The 21,545-nt window shown below is 68.5% G+C and carries 25 protein-coding genes, 1 tRNA gene, 1 pseudogene and 1 riboswitch; of the genes and pseudogenes, 11 read left to right on the top strand and 16 right to left on the bottom strand.

Features of this window, described 5'->3' with window-relative positions:
* Nucleotides 1-18: 18 nt before the first annotated feature.
* From C1930_RS07705 to C1930_RS07695, 3 genes are all read right to left on the bottom strand, one after another.
* Nucleotides 19-1,014, bottom strand: a complete 996-nt coding sequence (locus tag C1930_RS07705) for an LLM class flavin-dependent oxidoreductase (RefSeq protein ID WP_108749214.1) — start codon at nt 1,012-1,014, stop codon at nt 19-21.
* A 137-nt stretch (nt 1,015-1,151) separates the two neighbouring features.
* The gene (locus C1930_RS07700) at nt 1,152-1,919 is read right to left on the bottom strand and encodes a sulfurtransferase (protein ID WP_108771434.1); all 768 of its coding nucleotides are present in this window, start codon (nt 1,917-1,919) and stop codon (nt 1,152-1,154) included.
* Between the two features lie 384 nt (nt 1,920-2,303).
* Nucleotides 2,304-2,669 (bottom strand): DUF6164 family protein, encoded by a 366-nt coding sequence (locus C1930_RS07695; RefSeq protein WP_108771433.1) that lies wholly within the window; start codon nt 2,667-2,669, stop codon nt 2,304-2,306.
* 66 nt (nt 2,670-2,735) lie between these two features.
* On the opposite strand from C1930_RS07695, the gene C1930_RS07690 reads away from it, so the two are divergent.
* Nucleotides 2,736-3,170, top strand: a complete 435-nt coding sequence (locus C1930_RS07690; protein ID WP_108755885.1) for an FKBP-type peptidyl-prolyl cis-trans isomerase — start codon at nt 2,736-2,738, stop codon at nt 3,168-3,170.
* Complete coding sequence (locus tag C1930_RS07685) at nt 3,157-4,404, top strand: TIGR03862 family flavoprotein (protein WP_108755884.1); 1,248 nt, start codon at nt 3,157-3,159, stop codon at nt 4,402-4,404. Before C1930_RS07690 ends, C1930_RS07685 begins: the two co-directional genes overlap by 14 nt.
* Before the next feature lie 125 nt (nt 4,405-4,529).
* Here C1930_RS07685 and C1930_RS07680 read toward each other — a convergent pair whose 3' ends face one another.
* The 5 genes from C1930_RS07680 to C1930_RS07660 all read right to left on the bottom strand — a co-directional run bounded on the left by C1930_RS07680 (nt 4,530) and on the right by C1930_RS07660 (nt 9,676).
* The gene (locus C1930_RS07680; RefSeq protein ID WP_108771432.1) at nt 4,530-4,991 is read right to left on the bottom strand and encodes a GNAT family N-acetyltransferase; all 462 of its coding nucleotides are present in this window, start codon (nt 4,989-4,991) and stop codon (nt 4,530-4,532) included.
* Nucleotides 4,992-5,075: 84 nt separating this feature from the next.
* Entirely contained in the window at nt 5,076-6,698 is a 1,623-nt protein-coding gene (locus tag C1930_RS07675; RefSeq protein WP_108755882.1) for an FMN-binding glutamate synthase family protein, read from the bottom strand.
* Between the two features lie 55 nt (nt 6,699-6,753).
* A complete protein-coding gene (locus C1930_RS07670) occupies nt 6,754-8,040 on the bottom strand; it encodes a nucleotide sugar dehydrogenase (protein WP_108755881.1) in 1,287 nt (428 codons plus the stop codon).
* 123 nt (nt 8,041-8,163) lie between these two features.
* Nucleotides 8,164-8,607 carry a BLUF domain-containing protein gene (locus C1930_RS07665; protein ID WP_108771431.1) on the bottom strand — a complete coding sequence of 148 codons (444 nt, stop codon included), beginning with the start codon at nt 8,605-8,607 and terminating at the stop codon, nt 8,164-8,166.
* 64 nt (nt 8,608-8,671) lie between these two features.
* Nucleotides 8,672-9,676, bottom strand: coding sequence for a TraB/GumN family protein (locus tag C1930_RS07660; protein WP_159093571.1), 1,005 nt, complete (start codon nt 9,674-9,676; stop codon nt 8,672-8,674).
* A gap of 130 nt (nt 9,677-9,806) precedes the next feature.
* Here C1930_RS07660 and C1930_RS07655 point away from each other — a divergent pair.
* Both C1930_RS07655 and C1930_RS07650 read left to right on the top strand, forming a co-directional pair.
* Nucleotides 9,807-9,893, top strand: a tRNA-Leu gene (locus C1930_RS07655).
* Nucleotides 9,894-9,915: 22 nt separating this feature from the next.
* A complete protein-coding gene (locus C1930_RS07650) occupies nt 9,916-11,004 on the top strand; it encodes a DUF1176 domain-containing protein (protein ID WP_108771429.1) in 1,089 nt (362 codons plus the stop codon).
* Nucleotides 11,005-11,013: 9 nt separating this feature from the next.
* On the opposite strand, the gene hemN is transcribed toward C1930_RS07650, so the two are convergent.
* Both hemN and C1930_RS07640 read right to left on the bottom strand, forming a co-directional pair.
* Entirely contained in the window at nt 11,014-12,420 is a 1,407-nt protein-coding gene (gene hemN, locus C1930_RS07645) for an oxygen-independent coproporphyrinogen III oxidase (RefSeq protein WP_108771428.1), read from the bottom strand.
* 44 nt (nt 12,421-12,464) lie between these two features.
* Nucleotides 12,465-12,905 (bottom strand): group III truncated hemoglobin, encoded by a 441-nt coding sequence (locus C1930_RS07640; protein WP_108772558.1) that lies wholly within the window; start codon nt 12,903-12,905, stop codon nt 12,465-12,467.
* 183 nt (nt 12,906-13,088) lie between these two features.
* Here C1930_RS07640 and C1930_RS07635 point away from each other — a divergent pair, with 183 nt between their 5' ends.
* Nucleotides 13,089-13,373, top strand: coding sequence for a hypothetical protein (locus C1930_RS07635; RefSeq protein WP_108749202.1), 285 nt, complete (start codon nt 13,089-13,091; stop codon nt 13,371-13,373).
* Nucleotides 13,370-14,413 carry a 4Fe-4S dicluster domain-containing protein gene (locus tag C1930_RS07630; RefSeq protein ID WP_108771427.1) on the top strand — a complete coding sequence of 348 codons (1,044 nt, stop codon included), beginning with the start codon at nt 13,370-13,372 and terminating at the stop codon, nt 14,411-14,413. Before C1930_RS07635 ends, C1930_RS07630 begins: the two co-directional genes overlap by 4 nt.
* A 1-nt stretch (nt 14,414) precedes the next feature.
* Here C1930_RS07630 and C1930_RS07625 read toward each other — a convergent pair whose 3' ends face one another.
* A complete protein-coding gene (locus C1930_RS07625) occupies nt 14,415-14,651 on the bottom strand; it encodes a hypothetical protein (RefSeq protein ID WP_108749200.1) in 237 nt (78 codons plus the stop codon).
* Between the two features lie 326 nt (nt 14,652-14,977).
* Nucleotides 14,978-15,187, bottom strand: a complete 210-nt coding sequence (locus tag C1930_RS07620) for a hypothetical protein (RefSeq protein WP_108757688.1) — start codon at nt 15,185-15,187, stop codon at nt 14,978-14,980.
* A 78-nt stretch (nt 15,188-15,265) separates the two neighbouring features.
* Here C1930_RS07620 and C1930_RS07615 point away from each other — a divergent pair, with 78 nt between their 5' ends.
* Together C1930_RS07615 and crcB are read left to right on the top strand one after the other, a co-directional pair.
* Nucleotides 15,266-15,706, top strand: a complete 441-nt coding sequence (locus tag C1930_RS07615; protein ID WP_233614986.1) for a helix-turn-helix domain-containing protein — start codon at nt 15,266-15,268, stop codon at nt 15,704-15,706.
* A 22-nt stretch (nt 15,707-15,728) separates the two neighbouring features.
* Nucleotides 15,729-15,789, top strand: a riboswitch (Fluoride riboswitch).
* Nucleotides 15,790-15,871: 82 nt separating this feature from the next.
* Nucleotides 15,872-16,264 (top strand): fluoride efflux transporter CrcB, encoded by a 393-nt coding sequence (crcB, locus tag C1930_RS07610; protein WP_108752712.1) that lies wholly within the window; start codon nt 15,872-15,874, stop codon nt 16,262-16,264.
* 3 nt (nt 16,265-16,267) lie between these two features.
* On the opposite strand, the gene C1930_RS07605 is transcribed toward crcB, so the two are convergent.
* Entirely contained in the window at nt 16,268-17,095 is an 828-nt protein-coding gene (locus C1930_RS07605; RefSeq protein WP_108771426.1) for an AraC family transcriptional regulator, read from the bottom strand.
* On the opposite strand from C1930_RS07605, the pseudogene C1930_RS20635 reads away from it, so the two are divergent.
* The 3 genes and pseudogenes from C1930_RS20635 to C1930_RS07590 form a co-directional block, all read left to right on the top strand.
* Nucleotides 16,976-17,632, top strand: a pseudogene (locus tag C1930_RS20635) (DUF6265 family protein); the annotation flags it as partial. The gene C1930_RS07605 and the pseudogene C1930_RS20635 overlap by 120 nt on opposite strands.
* A gap of 51 nt (nt 17,633-17,683) precedes the next feature.
* The gene (locus tag C1930_RS07595; RefSeq protein WP_234412774.1) at nt 17,684-18,766 is read left to right on the top strand and encodes an alpha/beta hydrolase; all 1,083 of its coding nucleotides are present in this window, start codon (nt 17,684-17,686) and stop codon (nt 18,764-18,766) included.
* 25 nt (nt 18,767-18,791) lie between these two features.
* Nucleotides 18,792-19,556 (top strand): thioesterase family protein, encoded by a 765-nt coding sequence (locus C1930_RS07590; RefSeq protein WP_108771425.1) that lies wholly within the window; start codon nt 18,792-18,794, stop codon nt 19,554-19,556.
* A gap of 12 nt (nt 19,557-19,568) precedes the next feature.
* On the opposite strand, the gene C1930_RS07585 is transcribed toward C1930_RS07590, so the two are convergent.
* The 3 genes from C1930_RS07585 to C1930_RS07575 form a co-directional block, all read right to left on the bottom strand.
* Nucleotides 19,569-19,838, bottom strand: coding sequence for a hypothetical protein (locus C1930_RS07585; RefSeq protein WP_108749195.1), 270 nt, complete (start codon nt 19,836-19,838; stop codon nt 19,569-19,571).
* A 131-nt stretch (nt 19,839-19,969) separates the two neighbouring features.
* Nucleotides 19,970-20,521, bottom strand: coding sequence for a DUF4124 domain-containing protein (locus tag C1930_RS07580; protein WP_234412746.1), 552 nt, complete (start codon nt 20,519-20,521; stop codon nt 19,970-19,972).
* 90 nt (nt 20,522-20,611) lie between these two features.
* On the bottom strand, nt 20,612-21,529 hold the full coding sequence (locus C1930_RS07575; RefSeq protein WP_108755871.1) for an ADP-ribosylglycohydrolase family protein: 918 nt from the start codon (nt 21,527-21,529) through the stop codon (nt 20,612-20,614).
* Nucleotides 21,530-21,545: the final 16 nt, after the last annotated feature.

Raw genomic sequence — 21,545 nt, 5'->3', positions numbered from 1 at the left:
GCACCGTGACGCAAACGTTCAGCCGGCGTGGCGGGCGTGCCAGGCCTGCATGGCCAGTTCGAACGAACGCAGGCGCGCGCGGTGGTCATACAGGTTGGCGGTAAGCAGCAGTTCGTCCGGCGCGTGGCGGTCGACGAAGGCGGCGATACCCTCGCCCACCTGCTGCGCATCGCCCAGCACGGTGCAGGCCAGGGCGCGTTCCACGCCCAGCTTTTCATGCGGTTCCCAGAAGCTGTCGATGTCATCGATCGGCGCGGGAATGCGGCCCGGGCGGCCACGGCGCAGGTTGACGAAGCTCTGCTGCTGGCTGGTGAACAGCCGGCGCGATTCGGCTTCGCTGTCGCTGGCCACGACGTTCAGCGCCAGCATCGCGTGCGGCTGCTTCAGCGTGGCCGAGGGCCGGAACTCACGGCGGTAGACGGCCAGCGCTTCATCCATCGCATCGGGCGCGAAGTGCGAGGCGAACGCGTACGGCAGCCCCATGGAGGCGGCAAGGCGCGCACCGAACAGGCTGGAACCGAGGATCCAGGTCGGCACCCGCAGACCGCCGCCGGGCACTGCCTGCACCGCCTGCCCGGCCTGCACCGGCTCGAAGTAATGCAGCACCTCGCGCACGTCCTGCGGGAACTGGTCGGCACTGTCGAAGTAGCGGCGCAGCGCACGCGCCGTGGGCTGGTCGGTGCCCGGCGCACGGCCCAGGCCCAGATCGATGCGGTCCGGGTACAGCGATGCCAGCGTGCCGAACTGCTCGGCCACCTGCAGTGGCGCATGGTTGGGCAGCATGATGCCGCCGGCGCCGACGCGGATGCGCCGCGTGCCCCCGGCCACGTGGCCGATCAGCACCGCGGTGGCGGCGCTGGCGATGCCGGGCATGTTGTGGTGTTCGGCCAGCCAGTAGCGGCGGTAGCCCAGCGCATCGGCATGCTGGGCCAGTTCCAGCATGTTGGCGAAGGCGGCGGTGGTATCACTGCCCTCGCAGACCGGGGCCAGGTCGAGGATCGACAACGGGATCATCAGGGGGTTTTCCGTCACAGGATTCCCCCTGCATGGGGTCGCCACGGCGCCACGGCCAGTGACGGTGGCGGAATGCTGATTCCTGCCGAACCGGTTCAGGGGCGCCGGGCATGTACCGGCGCGACCTCAAGGGCAGTTCAGAATGCGCTGGGGCGCGGCTCGGGCAGCGGCTGGTCGACCAGCGGCTTCAGCTCGGCATCCAGCGCCACCCGCTCGTCGAAGACGAAGCAGCGACCCTCGTAGCCTTCGCCACCGACCTCCTCGAAATAGCCCAGGATGCCGCCATCGAGCTGCAGGACATTGTCCATGCCATCGTTGACCATCCACAGCGCCGCCTTTTCGCAACGGATGCCGCCGGTGCAGAAGCTGACCACCGTGCTGTCCTGCAGCGCCTGCCGATGCGGCGCCAGCGCTTCAGGCAGATCGGTGAACTTCTCGATGGGCAGCACCAGCGCATCCTTGAAGGTGCCATGGGCCACCTCCTGCAGGTTGCGCGTATCGAGCATCACCACCGGCTTGCCGGCATCGTCGTGGCCCTGGCGCAGCCAGCGCTGCACCGTGGCCGGATCGACCGCCGGCGCACGCGGGTAGGCCAGCGGCTGGCCATCGTCGCGCCGGAAGCTGATGATCTCGTCCTTCACCTTGGCCTTCAGCCGCGCGAAGGGCTGGTGTTCGCTGACGCTGGTCTTGACCCGCATGTCGGCAAACCGCGCATCAGCGTGCAGGTGCGCGTAGAAGTCCTGCACCGCCTGCGGCGCCCCGGCCAGGAACAGGTTCAGCCCCTCGCCCGCCACCAGGATCGTGCCGCGCAGCGCCGCCGCCTCGGCACGCGCCAGCAGCTGGTCGCACAGGGCCTGGGGGGCGTCGATGACGGCGAAGTGATAGGCAGCGGTATTGGCGATCATTCCGCCATTTTACCGCCTTCAGACATCGGGGTCAGAGCCCTCTGCGCAGCAAAGGGATCCGACCCCGTGCGGTTCCCTGTGTCGACCAAGGTCGACACCTACCGACAGCCGCGGGGATTGTCAGAGGCGGGGCGGTGGGGCAGGCGGGGGCGCAGAGCGCCATGGGCCCGAGGCATGCCTCGGGCGGGTTGGGCAGGACGCCCAACCCCGGTCTTGCCGGGCGCGCAGGATTGCGCGCACGAGCAAGGCGCTCTACGAGGCACGCAGGAGCAGCTCTTGCCGTCCCCCGCCTGCCCCCACCGCCCTGCCCGTTCACGGAAAACCCGCTTTTGACGTTGACGTTGCTTCGGCGGGTGCCGGGTGCAAGCCGTCCGCAACAGCCCCCTATCCCCGCAACAACATGAACGGCAGCAGCACCAGCGCCGCCGCACCCGCCATCCCCAGCAGCACCAGCGCCACGAACAGCGGCCGCCGCCGCAGCACGCTGCCGAACGTTTCGGCCGTGCCATCGCGCAGCGCCTGCTCGCGCTCGGCACGGATGCGCGGCGCCCGCTCGGCCTGGTAATCGGCCATCAGGGCCTTGGCCCGCGGCTGGTCCGCATCATCGCGCAGCCACAGGCCGCCATTGGAAATGCCCCAGGGGCTGGGTTCGGTGCGATACCAGGCGATGCCGTGCTGGTCCAGCAGGGTGCACACATCGGCGTACTCGTCGTCGCCGACATTGCGCAGGTTGAGCAGAAGTTTGGCCATGCCACCATGATACCCGGCGCCGATGCGCTACCCTTGCCGCCCGCGAACACCCTACGGAGACGCCCGATGCGCCGCCTGCTGCTTCCCCTGCTGCTGTCCCTTGTTGCCGCCGGTTGTTCGTCCGAACCCGCCGGCCCGCCGCCGGGCGGCACCCTGACCACCTTCGAACGCATCGATACCCAGGTGGGAACCGGCGCCGAAGCCGTGCCCGGGCAGAAAGTGACCGTGCACTACACCGGTTGGATCTACGACAACCGCACCGAGAACAAGCACGGCAAGACCTTCGACAGCTCGGTCGGCCGCGGCCAGCCCTTCGTCTTCGCGTTGGGCGCCGGCCAGGTCATCCGTGGCTGGGACGAAGGCGTGGCCGGCATGAAAGTGGGCGGCAAGCGCACCCTGATGATCCCGCCGGACTACGGCTATGGCGACCGTGGCGTCGGCCCGATCCCGGCCGGCTCCTCGCTGGTGTTCGACGTCGAGCTGCTCGATGTCCAACCCTGATCTGCAACCGCCGCGCCGCGTCGCCGTGGTCGGCGGCGGCCCGGCTGGCCTGTTCGCCGCCGAGCGCCTGCGCGCCGCCGGCCTGGAGGTCGATCTGTACGAGGCCAAGGGCTCGCCCGGCCGCAAGTTCCTGATTGCCGGCAAGGGCGGGCTGAACCTGACCCATTCCGACGAACGGCCGTTGTTCGACAGCCGTTACCGCGAACACAGCGCCGCCGTGGGTGACTGGCTGGACGGCTTCGATGCGCAGGCACTGCGTGAGTGGGCCTCAGGGTTCGGCGTGGAAACCTACGTCGGCAGTTCCGGCCGGGTGTTTCCGGTGGACCGCAAGGCGGCCCCGCTGCTGCGCGGCTGGGTACGGCGCCTGAAGGAACGGGACGTGCGCCTGCACGTCAATCATCGCTGGACCGGCTGGGCCGATGACGGTGCCCTGCAGTTCGCCAGCGAACACGGCGAGGTGCGCGTACACGCCGATGCCACGGTGCTGGCCCTGGGCGGCGGCAGTTGGCCGCAGCTGGGCAGCGATGGCGCCTGGGTGGCACCGCTGCAGGCACGCGGCGTGGATGTCGCGCCGCTGCAGCCGGCCAACTGCGGGTTCGACGTGGACTGGAGCCCGCATTTCGCCCAGCGCCATGCCGGCGCCCCACTCAAGCCGGTGGTGGCCTATTGGACCGATCTGCAGGGTCGGCCGCAGTCGCTGCAGGGTGAGTGCGTGGCCAGCAGCTATGGCATCGAAGGCAGCCTGGTCTACGCGCTGGCCGCTGATCTGCGCGACACCATCAACCGCGATGGCCATGCCGTGCTGGCCCTGGATCTTGTACCCGGCCGTGACGAGGCACGCCTGCTGGCCGACCTGTCCCGGCCGCGCAAGGGCCGGAGCTTTGGCGAACACCTGCGCCGCCAGGCCGGTCTGGATGCGGTGAAGGCCGCGCTGGTGTTCGAGCACCTGGGCAAGGACGCCGGCAACGATCTGCCGGCCGTGGCAGCAACGCTCAAGCGCCTGCCCCTGCGGCTGCTGCGACCGCGGCCGATGGCCGAGGTGATCAGCACCGCGGGCGGTGTGCGGCTGCAGGCCATGGACCGCCAGCTGATGCTCAACGCCATGCCGGGCGTGTTCTGCGCCGGCGAAATGCTGGACTGGGAAGCGCCGACCGGCGGCTACCTGCTGACCGCCTGCTATGCCAGCGGACTGCGCGCGGCTGAAGGCGTGGTGGCGTGGCTGGCAGCGCGCTGACCCGGCGATTGTAGAGTCGAGCTTGCTCGACTGCTTCGGTAGAGTCGAGCTTGCTCGACTGATGGAAAAACAGTCGAGCAAGCTCGACTCTACAAAAGCGGAAAAGCAGTCGAGCAAGCTCGACTCTACAAGGGGCGGTGCATGCGCACCGAGGCCAGGGCTACGCCGCTGGGGTGCGGGTACAGCTCCTCCCGGTCGGCCACGAAGCCCTGGCGCTGGTAGAACGCGACGGCGTTCAGCGAGGCCGACAGCACCACCTCGCGCTTGGGATCGGCCATCGCCAGCAACCGCTGCATCAACGCCTGACCAATACCCTGCCCGCCCCGATCCGGATCGACGAACAACGCGTCCACCTCGTTGGCGTCGCTGTCGAACACGCCAAACCCCAGCAGTGCGCCCTGCGCATCCTCAGCCACCACGCAGCCGCCCTGCCCCAGCAGCCGCGCGTACTGCGACGGTGGCGGCGAGGCCGACCACGGTGCGATCACCTCGGGCGGATAATGGCTGCTGCAGGTCTCGCGCACGCAGCGGGTGCGCAATGCCCACAGCGTGGCTACATCATCGGCGGTGCCGGTTCTGAACTGCATGGCATGTCCTTGTAGAGTCGAGCCATGCTCGACTGCATTGCGATTGATAAAAGCAGTCGAGCAAGCTCGACTCTACAACGGCGGCTAGCGCGATTTGCTGGCGCGCAGCGCCTGGATGCGCGCTGGCGGCTGGAACGAATCGCTGCGGGCATCGGCCCAGAACGCATGGAACACCGCGTGATCGGGCACTTTGTGCAGCAGCTCGCCCGGTTCCAGATAGCGGTACAGCGTGGCCAGCGAACGGATCTCGACCGGCGAAACGCGACGCAGGATATGCTCCGGCCCCAACTCTGCCGGGTCGTTCAACCCGGCGGCACACAGCAGTTCCTTCAACGCGTGCAGCGTGTGCTCGTGGTAGCTGTACACCCGCGTGGCCTTGTCCGGAGCATCCAGGTGCTTCCAGCGCGCCGGGTTCTGGGTGGCGATGCCGGTCGGGCATTTGTCGGTGTGGCAGCTCAGCGACTGGATGCAGCCCAGCGCGAACATGAAGCCGCGGCCGGCGTTGCACCAGTCCGCGCCAAGGGCGATGGTGCGCGCGATGTCGAACGCACTGGTGATCTTGCCGGCCGCACCAATGCGGATGTGTTCGCGCAGGTCCAGCCCGACCAACGTGTTGTGCACCAGCAGCAGCGCCTCATGCATGGGCACGCCCACGTGGTCGACGAACTCGGCCGGTGCCGCGCCGGTGCCGCCCTCGGCGCCGTCCACCACGATGAAATCAGGGCGCAGGCCGGTTTCGTGCATGGCCTTGGCGATGCCGAACCATTCCCAGGGGTGGCCGATGGCCAGCTTGAAGCCCACCGGCTTGCCACCGGACAGCTCGCGCAGGCGCGCAACGAACTGCAGCAGTTCCACCGGTGTGGAAAACGCCGAATGGCGCGACGGTGACACACAGTCCACGCCCATCGGCACGCCACGGGTGGCGGAAATCTCAGCGGTGACCTTCGGTGCCGGCAACACGCCGCCGTGGCCGGGCTTTGCACCTTGGGACAGTTTGATCTCGATCATCTTCACCTGATCGTGGGTGGCGTTGGCGATGAAACGCTCTTCGCTGAAGCCGCCCTTCTCGTCGCGGCAACCGAAATAGCCCGAGCCGATCTCCCAGACCAGGTCCCCGCCCATTTCGCGGTGGTAAGGCGAGATCGAGCCTTCGCCAGTGTCGTGGTAGAAGCCACCGCGGCGCGCACCGTCGTTCAGCGCGCGGATCGCGTTGGCCGACAGCGAACCGAAACTCATCGCGGAAATATTGAACACGCTGGCCGAATAGGGTTTCGCACAGGTCGGCCCGATCAGCACGCGGAAGTCGTGCTTGCCGATCGTGGTCGGCGCCAGCGAGTGGTTGATCCACTCGTAATCCACCGCGTAGGTGCTGCGCAGGGTGCCGAACGGCACCGTGTCCATTTCATTCTTGGCGCGTTGGTAGATCAGCGCGCGCTGCTGGCGCGAGAACGGCACGTCTTCCAGGTCGCTCTGCACGAAGTACTGGCGGATCTCCGGGCCGATCGATTCAAGCCCGTAACGGAAATGGGCCATGACCGGGTAATTGCGGCGCAGGGTGCTGCGCTTCTGCAGCAGGTCCCAGCAGCCCAGCGCCACCATCGCCGCGGACAGGCCGACGCCCCAATACCAGGCGGGCCAGAGCGTCGCCAGCCACAGACTGACCGGCAGCATCAGGATGGCGAGCACGAAGACAATGTAGCGGTGCATGGCGTTCCTCGGTTGCAACTGGCCCCGAGTCTACCCCGCCACGGGTGTACGCCCGCTAGAGGCGATCATCGACCACGCTGCGTGGCCAGGCAGACTTCACGTCGTAGACCAGCCCGCCGGGCACCAGCAGCGCGCGGATCTGCCCCTCGTCCAATGCGGTGAAGGCGGCGTGCGCCACCGCCAGCACCACGGCGTCATAGACGCCCTGCTGCGGTTGCTGCAACCACTGCACGCCGGTGTCGGCCAGCGCCGCCGGCCCCACCCAGGGGTCGCTCACATCCACCTGCGCGCCACTTTCCTGCAACCGCTGCGCCAGTTCCAGCGCACGACTGTTGCGCAGGTCCGGGCACTCTTCCTTGAAGGTGACGCCCAGCACCAGGATGCGCGACTGCGCCGGGCTGCGCCCCCGCTCGGCCAGCATTGCCAGCACCCGCGCGGCCACATGTTCGCCCACCCGGTTGTTGACCTGGCGGGCGGTGTGGATCAGATCGGGGTGGTAGCCCACGCTCTCGGATTTATGCAGCAGGTAGTACGGGTCCACGCCGATGCAATGGCCACCGACCAGGCCGGGCCGGAACGGCAGGAAATTCCACTTGCTGCCCGCCGCGTCGAGCACATCCTGGGTGTCGATGCCCAGGCGGTCGAAGATCAGTGCCAGCTCGTTCACCAGGGCGATGTTGACGTCGCGCTGGATGTTCTCCACCACTTTGGCCGCCTCGGCCACGCGCATCGAGGGCGCCGGGAAGGTGCCCGCGCGGATGATCTGCCGGTACAGCCCATCGATCACTGCCGCCACTTCCGGCGTCGAACCGGAGGTGATCTTGCGGATGTCGGCCAGTCGCCGCGCGCGATCGCCGGGGCTGACCCGTTCCGGGCTGTAGCCGCAGTAGAAGTCTTCATTGAAGCGCAGGCCCGAGCCCTGCTCCAGCAGGGGTACGCACACTTCCTCGGTGGTGCCGGGGTAGACGGTGGATTCGTAGACCACCACGTCGCCACGGCGCAGATGGCTGGCGATCAGGCGGGTGGCCGAGCGCAGCGGCTCCAGGTCCGGCTGCTCGTAGGCATCGATCGGGGTCGGCACGGTCACGATGTACACATTGCAGGCATCGAGTTGCGCCGGGTCACTGCTGTAACGCAGCTGGGCAGCCGTGGCCAGCTCGTCGGGCTCCATTTCCAGGGTGTGGTCCTGGCCGCCACGAAGCTCGGCGATGCGCGCTTCATCGATGTCATAGCCCAGCGTCGGCAGGTGCTGGCCGAAGGCCACCGCCAGTGGCAGGCCGACATAACCCAGGCCGATCACGGCCGGCGCAGGCGCCAGCGCCGCGCTGATCGGCGCGCTCAAGCGTGATGCCCCATGGGCATCAACAGGGTGCAAGGGCTCATCCGGGCATCCGCAGGCGTTCAGACATGCGTACAAGAGTAACGGCCATGGGCGCTGCAGGTCACGCCCGCGTGCGTCCCGGCCCTAGCCCAGGCTGACCGCAGCGGGCTCCAGCTCCCCATGTCCGCCCATCCACGAACGCAGCAGCAGCGCGAAGCCGTTGCCCGGCCAATGCGGATCGTTGTCGAAGCCATGCCAGGGCGCTGCCACGATGCTGGCCAGCGCACCCGGTTCGATCATGCGGTTGGCCATGGTCCAGCGCGGGAACCAGCGCGCCTGCAGGGGCCCTACGGCCAGTTCGGTCAGACAGGCATGGCGGCGCGCGTTGACGATGCGGGCATGGACAGACGCCAACCCATCGCGCGGGCCTTCGGCGTACTGCAGGAAACGGGTGCCGTCGTACATCAGCACACCGGTGACCCCGGCCATGCGGTTGAAGGCGGTGGCATCGGCCAGCAAGGCGTCCAGCGCAGGCAGGTCCAGCCCTTCGCAGGCCGTACTGACGTAGGCGAACGCGTGCAACGACATGGCCCATCCCCCCCTGGTGGATGAATGGGACTATGCCACGAAGCGCGCGTACTGCCTACGACCGCTATTCCGGCGGCGCTTCCACCTGATACCCACGCTGCTGCAGCGCCTGCAGATACCCCTCGCCCAGCAGCAGGCTGACCGGCACGGTGGCGAAGGTGGCCGCATGCTTCTGCAGCGCGTTGTCCACGCCCTGCAGCCAGCGCTGGCGTACCTGTTCGGGCAGGTTGCTCCAGCCGCGACGGCGCACGAAGGCCGACTCCTGCAGCACTTCGCGGCAGGTCTGCGCCATGGCCGAGCCGGACAGCCGGCGCAACGCTGCCACATCGCCCAGCGCCCAGGCATTGGCACGCTCACGCAGCACCGGGGCCTGGAATTCGACCGTGTCGAGCGTGCGCTCGAAACACGCGCGGTCATCCACTTCGGTCACCTGCAGTTCCTTCAGCGTGGCCCGCGCATCGTCGATTTTCAGGGTGACCTTCAGCGCCTCCGGCTGCAGGTCGCGCGCCTTGTAGAGCCGCTGCAGCGCCTTGTCCACCTGCTTGCCGTCGCGCAACCCGTTGCGTTTCAGGAAGGCCTGGTACAGACGACCGGACGCCACCAGCGGGCGCTCCTTCTCGACGCCGCGATCGCTGCCCAGGTAGGTCTGCTTGAGCTGCAGCCAGCGCTCGTAGGTCGGTGCCGACAGGACCTGCTGCAGCGTGCGCCCCTGCGGATCGCGCGCGCTGCGGCGTGCCAGCGGCAGCAGGGTCAGACCCTTCAGCAGCCCCACCTGCGCATCGACCTTGAAACCCGGCTCGCCCAGTACATGATCGACCCCGGCGATGGTGCGCTCGACTTCGTCCGGTCGCCATTCCACGCCCGCCGGCAAGGGCGAAACCGTGCCCAGTATCCACAGCACATGCCCCTGCGGCGCGGTCACCTTCCACAGCCCGGGGCCGGGCTGCTCGCCGGTCACCTGCACGGTGGCCATGTCCACCACGCCATCGGCCGGCGGCGGGCGCTGCAGCGCGCCCAACGGGCCCGTCGCCAGCAACAGCACCGACAGCCCCAGAACCATCCTTCGCATGCGCCGTCGTGCCATGTCGCCCTTCCTGTGTGCGTTGGCGGACTGTAGCGGGCCGCGCACGGCCCTGCGTAAAAGCCGCGTTAGCCGCTGCCGACCAGGTCGATTCGGCTACAATCGGCGCGCGCTGCAGGCCCGGATGGCGAAACTGGTAGACGCATCGGACTTAAAATCCGCCGGGGGCAACCCCATGCCGGTTCGATTCCGGCTCCGGGCACCACCCAGGTCAACCAAGGATTCCCATGCACAGGATGTGCCTGCTGCTGTCGCTGGCGCTTGCTCCCAGCGCGCGCGCCGCCGCGCCGGTCTACAGCGACCTGGGCGACTGGCAACTGACCTGCGACAACCGCAATGACTGCGTGGCCGTGGCCCGCGCGGTGGGCTATGCCGGGCACCTGCGCATCAGCCGCGCGGGCGGCCTGCGCAGCGTGCCGCAGCTTGAACTGTTCGCGCCGGGCGTTTCCGCGCCGCACTGGCAGGTCGATGGTGAGACCCCCGCCTTCGACGATCCCGGCCGTGCCCTGGCGCCCGGGCACCAGCAGTGGACCGGCATGGCGGCTGTACGCGCTCGCCTGCAGAGCCTGCAGGGCGGCCGCGTATTGAATTACGGCGCACGGGACATCGAATCGATTTCCCTGAGTGGGGTGGACGCGCTGCTGCAGGCCTTCGACCGTGCGCAGGGGCGCAGCGGCACCGACGATGGGCTGCTGCCGGGAACCGCTGCGGCGCAGGCACACCCGCGCGACGCCCTGCCCACCCTGTCGACGCCGGCGCTTGCCCGGCGCGTGCTGTCGGCGACCGCACGCGCGAACCTCATCGCCGATCTGCGCAGGCTGCAGGCACCGGCATTGGCCCAGCTGCACTGCGATGCGGACGACGGCAGCCTGTCCCGCGCGCACGACGGCGCCTGGACGATCGACGCCACGCACGATCTGGTGTTCATCGGCTGCCAGGCCGGCATGTACAACGCCAACGTGGTGGCCTTCGTAGTCGCCGATGGTCAGTTGCCGCACACACGGCCACTGCAGCTGGAGCTGGCCGACGCCCCGGCAGTCAGCGACGATGAAACCCGCTTCGTGCTGCCGCGGCTGGGCTGGCCACGCTTCGATGCCGCGCAGGGCCGCCTGGCCGAAACCACCCTGTTCCGCGGCGCCGCCGATTGCGGTCACGCAGCCAGCTGGCGCTGGGATGGCCGCCAGTTCCAGATCGAGACCCTGCAGCTGCAGCGCAACTGCATCGGCGGCGAGCCCGGTGACTGGCCGCTGCTGTGGCGCAGCGTGGGCGGCCCGACCAATGTGGCCCGCCAGTACGGCCCGCTGCGGGCCGAATGACGTAATCGCTCAGATCGCCCGCGAGTAACGCGGTTGCTGCTGCGCGCGCAGGTACGGGTCGAAACACATCGCCAGCAACCGCAGCAGTGGCCGGCCCGGCTCGGTGGCGCGCACCACGCCATCGCGGTACTCGGCCAGTCCGTCGCCCTGCAGCCGCTGCACGGCCTGCAGGTCTTCGGCGAAGTACTGCTCGAAATCCACAGCGTGGCGCTGCCCCAGCACAGCGCCATCCACTTCGCCCTGGCACATCAGCTGCTGGATCAGTTCGGCGCGCAGCTGGTCATCGGCGCTCAGGGCCACGCCGCGCCAGACCGGCAGCTGGCCCTGGTCGACGGCCGCTTCCCACGCCGGCAGTTCGCGCGGATTCTGGCTGTAGGTGGCGCCCACGTGGCTGATCGCACTCACGCCCAGGCCCAGCAGATCGGTATCGGCATGGGTGGTGTAGCCCATGAAGTTGCGGTGCAGCTGCCCGGCACGCTGGGCGCGCGACAGGTCTTCTTCGGGCAGGGCGAAGTGGTCCATGCCGACGTACTGGTAGCCGGCAGCGGACAGGCGTTCCACCGCCAGGCCCAGCAATGCCAGCTTGTCCTCCGGCGACGGCAACCGGGTTTCGTCGATCTGCCGCTGCGCGCGGAACAGATGCGGCAGGTGCGCGTAGCCATATACCGCCAGCCGATCCGGGCGCAGTGCCAGCACCAGTTCCAGCGTGCGCCCGAAGCCCTCCAGACTCTGCCCGGGCAGGCCGTAGATCAGGTCCACGTTCACCGAGCGCATGCCGTTGTCGCGGCAGGCGCGCAGGATGTCCAGGGTCTGCCGCACGCCCTGCACGCGGTTGATCGATTCCTGAACCTGCGGGTCGAAATCCTGCACGCCCAGGCTGGCGCGGTTGAAGCCCAGCCGGGCCAGCAGGGCCACGTCGCCCACATCGATGAAGCGCGGGTCCAGTTCGATGGAGAAATCGCGATGGGCCGATTCGCTGAAGTCGAAGCGTCTGCGCAGCCCTTCCACCAGCGTGGTCATGGCCTCGGCATCGAGGAAGTTCGGGGTGCCGCCGCCCAGATGCAGCTGGATCACCTCGCGACCGTCGGCGAACTGCGGCGCCAGCAGGTCCGCCTCGGCCAGCACGCGCGCCACGTAGCTGTGGCCGCGGCTGCGGTCACGCGTGATGATCCGGTTGCAGCCGCAGTAGAAGCAGGGGCTGCTGCAGTACGGCACGTGCACGTACAGCGACAGCGCGCGCGCCAGCGGGTTGCTGTCGGCGATGGCCTGGCGCAGGGCGGATGCATCGAAACCGTCGTGGAAGTGCGGCGCGGTGGGGTACGAGGTATAGCGCGGCCCGGGCCGGTCATGCCGCCGCAGCAGTTCGGGGTCGAAGGTCCAGGCCAGGCCGCCGGCGGCGGGAGAGAACGTGTCCATGGCTCCAGCATCGCCCTGCCCCGGGCGGCACGCCTTGACCCAGATCAATCGCGGCCGGGAACACCCAGGACCGGCAGGCCCACCTGCGGCCAGCGCAGCATCTGGTAGCGGCGCCAGAAGGTATCGGCGATGCGCGCGGCCACGTCGTCGGCCAGCGCCTGCATCGGCGGATTTCCACACTCGGCCGTGGTCTGCCGGAACAGCACCAACCAGCGGTCGAACAGATCCTTGTCCAGGGCGATGGCCATGTGTTTGGACATCGGCGAGCCCTTGAAACGGCGCGTGCCGCGCAGCATGGCCGACCAGAAATCGACCAGCTGTTCCAGGTGTGCCGGCCAGTCGTGCACGTGCCCGCCGAACACCGGGCCCAGGCGGTCTTCCTGGCGCACCCGCGCGTAGAAATCGTGGACGAGTCGGGTCACCTCGGCTTCGCTGCACAGCTCCAGCGACGCGGTGGGAATCTCAGGCGGGGACGTTGCGTTCATGCAGGGGCACCAGAAGCGTTGCAGCAGTGTGGTGCCAGCCTTCACCGCCACCGTTGATCCAGATCAATGTCGGCGCCGGGCACCGCGCATAGGCTGACGCGCTTGCAGGACCCACGCCCCGCGCATGCCGCGCCCGCCACGGCGAAGTATACGCGCCGCCCTCCACCCCGAGCCCGCACCCACATGAACACACCGCATTCCAGCCGCCGCCAGCGGTTGATCCAGCACTGGGGCGCGATCCTGTGGCCCAGCTTCGTCGCCGCCGGCCTGGCCAGCGTGATCTTCTTCGCCTTCGTCGACCCGATCCGGCTGCAGGCGATCAGCTTCCCAGGCACGCCCATCAGCCGTGAGCTGGGCTACAGCGTGGGCTTTTTCATGTTCTGGTCGGTCACCGCGCTGGCCAGCGCTGTGACCGGATACCTGCTGCGTCCCATGGCTGAGGACGACGACGAGCTGCCGCTGGGATGAGTGCGCCCGTCCGCTCCCGCCACTGGCGCTGGCGCGGCCCCCTGCGGGTGGGCCTGCTGGCGCTGTTCTACGCCCTGCCGTGGCTGCAGTGGAATGGACGCCAGGCGCTGCTGCTGGATCTGGCCGCGCGCCGCTTCGACCTGTTCGGCTGGACCCTGTGGCCCGATGACGTGGGGGTGCTGCTGGGCCTGCTGGCGGTGGCCGCCGTCGCGTTGGCCCTGTTGACCCATCTGGCCGGGCGGGTCTGGTGCGGCCATGCCTGCCCGCAGACGCTGTGGTCGGCGGCCTTCGACGGGCTGGCACGGGCGGCGAGGCGCGCCCTGCCGGCGTCGCTTGCGGCCCCCGCCACACAGACGGCCTGGCTGCTGTTGTCACTGTGGACCGGGTTGACCTTCGTTGGCCTGTTCAGCCCGATCCGCGCGCTGCTGGCGGCCGCCCCACACGCCGGCTGGAGCGACTGGGAGACCTTCTGGGTGCTGTTCTACGCGGCCGCCACCTGGGGCAACGCAGGTTTCCTGCGCGAACAGGTGTGTCGTTCGCTGTGCCCGTTCGCGCGGATGCAGCCGCTGCTGACCGATCCGCATACCCCGCGCATGCTGTACGACGCGCCGCGCGGCGAACCCCGCGGCCGGCGCCCGGCCGGGCTGGGCGGCGTGCTGGAGCGGGGGCGCGGCATGTTGGATCCGACCACCGCACAGGACTACGTATTCCGCGCCGCGCATCCGTTGTTGGCCGGGCCGCTGCCGTCCTTCCCGGATGATCGCCTGGGCGACTGCCTGGATTGCGCGGCCTGCGTGGCCGCCTGCCCGATGCAGCTGGACATCCGCCACGGCCCCCAGGCCGACTGCCTGGCCTGTGGCGCCTGCCTGGATGCCTGTGCCGAGCAGCAGCAGGACGCGGGTTTCGGTGCCGCGCTGATCCGCTACTGCAGCCCGCAGACCATGGCAGGCCAGCCACGACGGTGGTGGCGACCACGCACGCTGGGGCTGCTGGCCATGCTGCTGGCGCTGCTGGGATGTGGTGCCTGGCGGCTGTTGTGAATCAGCGCGTACGATCGGCGTCCGGCGGCACCAGCTGGGCGCGGCGCACGATGCCGAGCTGCTCGATGATCAGCGCCATTTCGTTGGTCACTTCGGTGCGCGCAGTGCCCTGCGGTACCAGCCGGTTGAGCACCTGCTGGTAGGTATCCCAGAACGCGGGGCCGCATCCGTGTCTGTGGTAGCTGGCTTCCAGTTCGCGGCGTACCCGTTCAGCCAAGCCATGCATGCCGTATTCCATACGACCTCCGTTGGACTTGTTCTGCATCAGTGACGGACGACCACTTGTGATCCTGCTGCTGCCACTCCCGGCCTTCACAACCGGTTGATGCCAATTAGTCACAATTTTCACGACAGGTCAATTACAGCCTGCACGTTTTTCGATTGAAATTATTAATGGTTCATGCTGCAAGGCGCCGACACCAATCGGTCCATAGGCGACAGATCGCCCGCGCGACGGGTCGGGCGGCCAATCAGAAGCCAAGGTTCGATTGAATTTCCCTATTTTGTTAAGCGTACTTAGCGTTTTCTACAAACCGAGTTGAACGCGTCACACCCTGTCGCGATTCACAGCGTTTCGCCCTCAGGGTTCCGATTGGCCGGGAAAAGATGCGGGTAGCGCTGCTGCAGGATGTAGCGCCGCAGCGGCGGTATGGGGAAGTCCCGCGGCCATTGGGACACCGCAGAACGGCTGACACCGAAGAATCGGGCCAGCTCGGCGTCGGTGCGGAACCCCAGCCGGTGGCGGACCTGTCGCTTGTTCCAGAAGTCGGGCATGCGCTGCTCCATTCATCAATCGACCCGATGGTGCGCCAAGGATTCTTCGGCATCCACGCGTTAAGCTGGCTTGCATAGATGAATACTCTTGGACAACGACTCGCCGCCGCCATGAAGGACGCCGGGCACCCCCGCCCGGCCGACCTGGCCCGCGCCGCCGATACCACCACGGCCACGATCAGCAACTGGCTCAACGACCACGTCAAACCCGGACACGTGAAGGCCGAGCAGCTGTTCCGCATCGCCGATGCGGTGAAGCTCGACCCGCGCGAACTGCTGCTGGGCCCGGAGGGCCGCGGCGTGGGCGAGCACGGCACGGCGTACATGTACATGCCCAGCGAGGCCTATCTGGATGTCTGGCAGACGGCCTGCGAAATCGTCGCGCGCCTGCTGGAGCAGCGCGGGCTGACCGTTGATTACCGCCGTCGCGCCGCGCTGGAGCTGATGGCACACGATCTGCTGATGGAAGGCCTGCACCGCACGAAGGTGGCGCGGGTGGTGATGACCTCGCTGCCCTGACGCCATCGGCACTGGTAGCATGCGGGTTGATGGGGATGGGGCTCCCCGACAACCGCCAGATGGCTGATGGCTCCTGCCGTACAACGAACCGGCGTTCGTTGATGGCAGGCCTGTGCCCGCCATCGCCCACGCCTCCGCACCGGTGCAGCACAGACGAGGCCTGCAATGCAGACGATGAACAATTATTTCCTGGTTTTCCTGGGCGGCGGCGCCGGCGCCTGCCTGCGCCATGCGTGCAACCTGCTGGGCGCGCGGGTGGCGGCCAGCAGCGGCTGGCCCTGGTCCACGTTCCTGGTGAACCTGAGCGGCGCCGTGCTGATGGGCGTTGTAGTAGAAGCCTTCGCACTGCGCCACGGGGCATCGCCGCAGCTGCGGCTGCTGCTGGCCACCGGGGTGCTGGGCGGGTACACGACGTTTTCGACCTATGCGCTGGAAATCGGCCTGCTGCTGCAGCGCGGACAGCATGGCCTGGCTGCCCTGTATGCGGGCGGTTCGGTAGCGCTGGGCGTGGCCGGCCTGTTTGCCGGCATGAAGCTGAGCCGGCTGCTGCTGGGCTGAGGCCTAGGCCGCGAGCGCCTGCCCACGCCACTGGCGGGGCGACTGCCCGGTGTGCGCCTTGAAGGCGCGCGACAGAGCCGCTTCGCTGCCGTAGCCCACTTCGTCGGCAATGATCTTCAACGGCCGCCCCTGGCGCAGCGCCTGCTGCGCAAGGCCCACCCGCCAGCCCTGCAGGTAGTGGCCCGGCGTGGTGCCCATCGCCTGGCGGAAACTGGCCGCGAACACGCTGCGCGACATGCCAGCCACGTCGGCCAGGGTTTCCAGCGTCCAGGCCTGGGCCGGCGCCTCGTGCATCGCCACCAGCGCCAGCCGCAGCCGCGGATGGCCCAGGCCGGCGAACAGACCGCCGCGCATCTCGCCGCCTTCCATCAGTTGGCGCAGCACCTGGATCATCACCACCTCGAACAAGCGGTTGACCATTGCCGTGCGGCCGCAGCGCTGCTCGAAGGCCTCCTCGAACAGCAGCTCCAGCGCGGTCCCACCGCCGTGCAGATCGGCCAGCGGCATGCACAGGAAATCCGGCAGCGCGGCGCTGATCGGGTTCAACCGCCCGCCCTCGAACGACAGGTTGGCGCAGGCCATGTCCGCCCCCTGCTGCGGGTCGGTGTGGAAGCGATGCGGCATGGGTCGCGGGTACAGCAGCAGGCTGGGCGCGTCGATCTGCAGCGTGTGTTGGCCGTGGCTGACCTGCAGCGGCCCGCGCCGGACCAGATGCAGCTGGCCCAGCTCATCCTCGCCCTGCAGGCTGTTGATGCCGCACAGCGCACCGGCGTGGAAGACCGAGGCGGTGACCGCAAAGCGGTCGAGCAGGATGGCAAGACGATCGACCATGGACAGACTCCGGATCAAGCACTGCATTGCTATATACGACAAATCGTATCGGAAACGGCCCGTCTGCGCTGGGCACTGGTCCGCGCGCAGGGGCGACGCTATACAGGCACCATCCCATCACGCACGGAGGCACCGATGTCGATCCGGACCCTGCTGGCCAGCCTGCCGTTGCTGCTGGCCACGACGGTCAGCCAGGCCGCAGACCCGCCATCGATCACCCAGCTGCAGTGGTTGAGTGGCTGCTGGCAACTGCAGGGTGCGCCCAGCGGATCGGGCGAGCAGTGGTCAAGCCTGGCCGGCGGCACCCTGCTGGGCAGCAGCCGCACCCTGCGCGACGGGCAGACGGTGGGGTTTGAATTCATGCAGCTGCGCCAGCACGACAACGGGCGCCTGGTATTCACCGCCCTGCCCAACGGCCGCGATGCAACCGACTTCATCGCCACACGGGTGGACGCAGACAACGCGGTGTTCGAGAACCGCGACAATGATTTTCCGCAGCGCATCCACTACCGGCGCGTGGACGCGCAGCACCTGCTGGCACGCATCGACATCGCCCGTGACGAACCCGGCAGGGCCATCGACTTCCCGATGCAGCGCGTGGCCTGCGCCGACGGCGCGACCGCAGGCACCGCGCGCACTCTGGACGGCGTACTGCAGGGCGCCCCCTGGCGGCTGGACGTTCCTGCCGGCTGGAACGGCGAGCTGGTGATGCTCGCCCACGGCTATGAGCCCAAGGGGGTACCGCGGCCGACACCGATGGCCGCCAATGACGCCACCGCGGCTCTGACCGGCGCGGGGTTTGCCGTAGCGCAGAGTGCCTATGCCTCGCAGGGCTGGGCCGTTGCCGATGCCATCGCCGATACAGAACGTCTGCGCCGCCAGGTGCTGGCGCAGTTGCCGGGGCTGCGGCACACTTGGCTGCTGGGCTTTTCCATGGGCGGCGCGGTGACCCTGGCCACCCTTGAACGCACGCCGCAGGGCTACGACGGCGGTGTGGCGCTGTGCGGCGCCAACCTGCCCGGCGAGGTACTGGCCAGCGACCTGCTGACCACCCTCATCGCGTTCGACTATTTCTTCCGCCAAGCCGAGGGCCTGCCGCGTAGCGGATTGCTGGCTGCCGAAACCGCCGCCCTGCCACAGGCGACGCTGTACCAGGGCATCGCCACCGCGTTGCAGGGCGATGCGGACGCCGCTGCGTTGTTGGCCACGCGACTGCAGGTGCAGCCAGACGCGCTGGCGGGCACGATCAGCCTGCATGCGCTGGTGCTGCACGAGCTGATCGAACGTGCCGGCGGCATGCCGGTGGGCAACGTCGCGGTGCGCTACAGCGGCTTCGGCGATGACCCCGCATTCAATGCCGGCGTCGCACGCGTGCGTGCCGCGCCTGCCGCACAGCGCTACGTGCGCGGGCCGCTGGCCCTGAGCGGCGCGCTGCAACGACCGGTGGCAGTGCAGTTCAACACAGGCGATCCGACCATCGTGCCGCACATGCAGGCGGTGTATCCGCAGCTGGCAACGCGCGCCGGGGCCGCTGCGCGACTGCGGCAGTTGCCGGCAGCAGGGGAAGGCCACTGCGGCTTCAGCGATGCGCAGGTGCTGCAGGCCCTGCAGACCGTGCGCGCCGCGGTCGTACCCGCCGCCCTGCACAGCGAAGGCGCCGCGCTACGATAGAGCGTTTCCTCATGCTGCTGCAGCGATGTCCTTCTTCGAACGACTGAGTGATACCCGCTACCTGCCCACCGCCCACACCAGCGGCGCGTGGAACATCCACGAACAGCACATCGCACCGGCGATCGGCCTGCTGGCCCACCACATCGAGCGCGATGCCGCCGCGCGCGGACATGGCTTCGTGATCGGGCGCCTGTCCTACGACATCCTGGGCACGATTCCGATCGACGCGATGGACGCACGCATCGAAGTCCTGCGCGGCGGTCGCACCATCGAACTGGTGGAAGCCACGCTGCTGCACGACGATCGGGCCGCACTGCGCGCGCGCGCCTGGCTGCTGCGCCCGAACGCGACCGCCGCCATCGCTGGAACGCCGATTGCGCCCCTGCCCTCGGCCGAGACCATGCCGGCGTGGGATCCGGCCAGCGTGTGGCCGGGCGGTTTCATCCAGAACGTGCAGGTCCGCCGCCTGGACCACGGGCCCGGCCGCGCGCAGTACTGGGCGCGTGCCCTGCAGCCGCTGTTGGCCGACGAGCCGGTGAGTGCGCTGGCGCGCGCGGCCACCCTGTTCGACCTGTCCAATGGCATGGCCGTGCGCGCCGACCCGAAGGACATTGCCTTCCCCAACCTGGACCTGACCGCGCATCTGTTCACCCTGCCGCAGGGCGAGTGGCTGGGCTTCGATACGTCGGTATCGTTCGGCCCACAGGGCATCGGTCTGACCAGTACCGTGCTGCACGACATGCACGGGCCGATCGGCAGCATCGGCCAGGTGCTGACCGTGCGGCCGTGATTCCCGCGCTACTCAGCCGCCCAGCGTCCCCATGGTGAAGATGTAGCCGGACCGCATCAGGAAATCGCGCATGCGCAGTTCAGCGGTGCGCGGCGATGCCAGGTCTGCCGGCGCGTACAGCGCATAGACGGTGCCGTGGCCTTCGTTGCGTTCGCGCCGCACCCCGCAGTGGCGGGTTCCCGCGGCTGTCACCCAGCCATCCTTCAACTGGTCGGGCCCGATCGACTGCCCGTTCTTCAGCCGGAACGTGAGCCAGCGGACGTCGGCAATCGGCTGCTTCATGCGCAGTCCCCCGCGCGGTGCCCTTCGGTGTTCATGTGCTTGCCTGCCATCGCCGCTCCTGACTACCTGGACCCCGACCATAGCGCCTTGGCATGTCTTGGCGGTTTGAGACTGGGCCGGCGCCCGCGGGCTCATCCGGCGGCGCTGGTGGGCTGGCTGTACTTGTCGTGGACTTCCCTTTCGCGGTCGCGGCGCGCGGCCGAACAGCGGTCACGTGCGGCCGACATCTGCCCATCGGCGGCACTGCGTTCGGCGCTGAGCGACTGCTGCAGGCTGGAAATCTGCGCGCGGATGCCGGCATCGGCGGTGGCGCCGGCCAGGCCGCCGCTGGTGGCCGCCAACTGGCGATTCAGATCGGCGACCTGGCGGCTGACCGCCTGCGAGCGTGCGTCCAACGGGCCGTAGATGCGTGACTGCTCGCTCTGCAGGCAGTTGCGCTCGGCAATGCCGGCATCACTGAGTTCCGTGGTGCGATAGACCGCCGAGCGATTGGCCGCTTCACCGGCGGTTTCGGTGGCCGCGCGGTTCGAACGCAGCTTCACCGGTTCGGCGCCCTTGCCGCAGGGGTCCTGCGAATAGACCGTTTCGCCGGACGCGCCCTTGCACTTGTACACCTGCGCCGACGCCCATGGTGCGGCCGCCAGCAGTGCAATACCCAGGACGACCTTCAACATCGCGTGCATGGCAGACCTCCTGTCCACGGGCCGCGTGGCCCAACGCCGCTACGCTACGCTGGCAGCGGGCCGGCGGCAAATGTGAACGATGCAGCCCGATCACACCGTTGCCGCGTGCGCCACGACGTTGCGCTGGAACAAACCATCGGCCAACGCCTGGATCTGCGCGCGCAGCGCCAGCCACTGCAGCCACTGCGGTGGAATGCCGGCCATGCCGTGGAAGGCACCGGCCAGCTGCCCCGCCACTGCAGCGGTGGTGTCGGCGTCGTCCCCCAGATTGGCGGCTTCCAGCACCACCGCAGCGAAATCATCGTGCTGCGCGAAGCACCACAACGCCGCTTCCAGACTGTCCACCACGTAACCGCTGCCACGGATCTGCCCGCGACTGCGCGGGCGGTAGCCACCGGCGGCGATGTCACGCAGGCGCTCGCTCTCCACGGCCACTTCGCGCAGATCCAGCACCTGCGCCTTGCTGGCACCGGCCAGTGCCCGCTGCAGCGCGACCGCGAACAGGCGGCACGCATCCAGGCATTCGCGCGCGGCGTGGGTGGTGCGCGAGCTCAGTTCGGCCATGGCCGGCAGTTCCGGCAGACCGGCGTAGCGCAGCACCACCGGTGCCAGGCGCATGATCGAACCATTGCCGGCACTGCGCGGATCGTCGTTGCCGGCCAGCGGCTGACCGGTCAGCAGGAACTGATCGAGCGCCGAACGCGTGGCCATGCCGATATCGAAGCATTCGCCGGTGGCGCTCCAGTAGCCGTGCCGATACCAGTTCGCATAGCGGTTCATCTGGTCGCGTGCATCGAAGTCATCACAGCGCAGCAGGCTTTCGGCCAGGCACATGGCCATCGAGGTGTCGTCGGTCCATTGCCCGCGCTGCAGGTTGAACGGACCGCCGCCCACCATGTCGGTGAGGGGCGTGAAGCTGCCGCGCGGCTTGAATTCCACGGTGGTGCCAACGGCATCACCGCAGGCGAGGCCCAGCAGCGCGCCGCGGAAGTTGTCGATCGGGTTCATCGCTTCAGTGTACGCC

Source organism: Stenotrophomonas sp. SAU14A_NAIMI4_8, assembly GCF_003086695.1.
In the GTDB taxonomy this organism is placed as follows: domain Bacteria; phylum Pseudomonadota; class Gammaproteobacteria; order Xanthomonadales; family Xanthomonadaceae; genus Stenotrophomonas.
This window is presented reverse-complemented; position numbering and strand designations above follow the sequence as displayed.

What these genes read in the sequence shown, in the direction of transcription:
- C1930_RS07690 (WP_108755885.1), top strand. Translation starts at nt 2,736, where the DNA reads ATGCGCCGCCTGCTGCTTCCCCTGCTGCTGTCCCTTGTTGCCGCCGGT.
- C1930_RS07675 (WP_108755882.1), bottom strand. Translation starts at nt 6,698, where the DNA reads ATGCACCGCTACATTGTCTTCGTGCTCGCCATCCTGATGCTGCCGGTC.
- C1930_RS07595 (WP_234412774.1), top strand. Translation starts at nt 17,684, where the DNA reads ATGCAGCGCGTGGCCTGCGCCGACGGCGCGACCGCAGGCACCGCGCGC.
- crcB (WP_108752712.1), top strand. Translation starts at nt 15,872, where the DNA reads ATGCAGACGATGAACAATTATTTCCTGGTTTTCCTGGGCGGCGGCGCC.
- C1930_RS07660 (WP_159093571.1), bottom strand. Translation starts at nt 9,676, where the DNA reads ATGCGAAGGATGGTTCTGGGGCTGTCGGTGCTGTTGCTGGCGACGGGC.
- C1930_RS07705 (WP_108749214.1), bottom strand. Translation starts at nt 1,014, where the DNA reads ATGATCCCGTTGTCGATCCTCGACCTGGCCCCGGTCTGCGAGGGCAGT.
- C1930_RS07605 (WP_108771426.1), bottom strand. Translation starts at nt 17,095, where the DNA reads ATGGTCGATCGTCTTGCCATCCTGCTCGACCGCTTTGCGGTCACCGCC.
- C1930_RS07665 (WP_108771431.1), bottom strand. Translation starts at nt 8,607, where the DNA reads ATGTCGTTGCACGCGTTCGCCTACGTCAGTACGGCCTGCGAAGGGCTG.
- C1930_RS07650 (WP_108771429.1), top strand. Translation starts at nt 9,916, where the DNA reads ATGCACAGGATGTGCCTGCTGCTGTCGCTGGCGCTTGCTCCCAGCGCG.
- C1930_RS07635 (WP_108749202.1), top strand. Translation starts at nt 13,089, where the DNA reads ATGAACACACCGCATTCCAGCCGCCGCCAGCGGTTGATCCAGCACTGG.
- C1930_RS07640 (WP_108772558.1), bottom strand. Translation starts at nt 12,905, where the DNA reads ATGAACGCAACGTCCCCGCCTGAGATTCCCACCGCGTCGCTGGAGCTG.
- C1930_RS07680 (WP_108771432.1), bottom strand. Translation starts at nt 4,991, where the DNA reads ATGCAGTTCAGAACCGGCACCGCCGATGATGTAGCCACGCTGTGGGCA.
- C1930_RS07700 (WP_108771434.1), bottom strand. Translation starts at nt 1,919, where the DNA reads ATGATCGCCAATACCGCTGCCTATCACTTCGCCGTCATCGACGCCCCC.
- C1930_RS07620 (WP_108757688.1), bottom strand. Translation starts at nt 15,187, where the DNA reads ATGCCCGACTTCTGGAACAAGCGACAGGTCCGCCACCGGCTGGGGTTC.
- C1930_RS07685 (WP_108755884.1), top strand. Translation starts at nt 3,157, where the DNA reads ATGTCCAACCCTGATCTGCAACCGCCGCGCCGCGTCGCCGTGGTCGGC.
- C1930_RS07580 (WP_234412746.1), bottom strand. Translation starts at nt 20,521, where the DNA reads ATGCACGCGATGTTGAAGGTCGTCCTGGGTATTGCACTGCTGGCGGCC.
- C1930_RS07630 (WP_108771427.1), top strand. Translation starts at nt 13,370, where the DNA reads ATGAGTGCGCCCGTCCGCTCCCGCCACTGGCGCTGGCGCGGCCCCCTG.
- hemN (WP_108771428.1), bottom strand. Translation starts at nt 12,420, where the DNA reads ATGGACACGTTCTCTCCCGCCGCCGGCGGCCTGGCCTGGACCTTCGAC.
- C1930_RS07695 (WP_108771433.1), bottom strand. Translation starts at nt 2,669, where the DNA reads ATGGCCAAACTTCTGCTCAACCTGCGCAATGTCGGCGACGACGAGTAC.
- C1930_RS07625 (WP_108749200.1), bottom strand. Translation starts at nt 14,651, where the DNA reads ATGGAATACGGCATGCATGGCTTGGCTGAACGGGTACGCCGCGAACTG.
- C1930_RS07615 (WP_233614986.1), top strand. Translation starts at nt 15,266, where the DNA reads ATGAATACTCTTGGACAACGACTCGCCGCCGCCATGAAGGACGCCGGG.
- C1930_RS07575 (WP_108755871.1), bottom strand. Translation starts at nt 21,529, where the DNA reads ATGAACCCGATCGACAACTTCCGCGGCGCGCTGCTGGGCCTCGCCTGC.
- C1930_RS07585 (WP_108749195.1), bottom strand. Translation starts at nt 19,838, where the DNA reads ATGAAGCAGCCGATTGCCGACGTCCGCTGGCTCACGTTCCGGCTGAAG.
- C1930_RS07590 (WP_108771425.1), top strand. Translation starts at nt 18,792, where the DNA reads ATGTCCTTCTTCGAACGACTGAGTGATACCCGCTACCTGCCCACCGCC.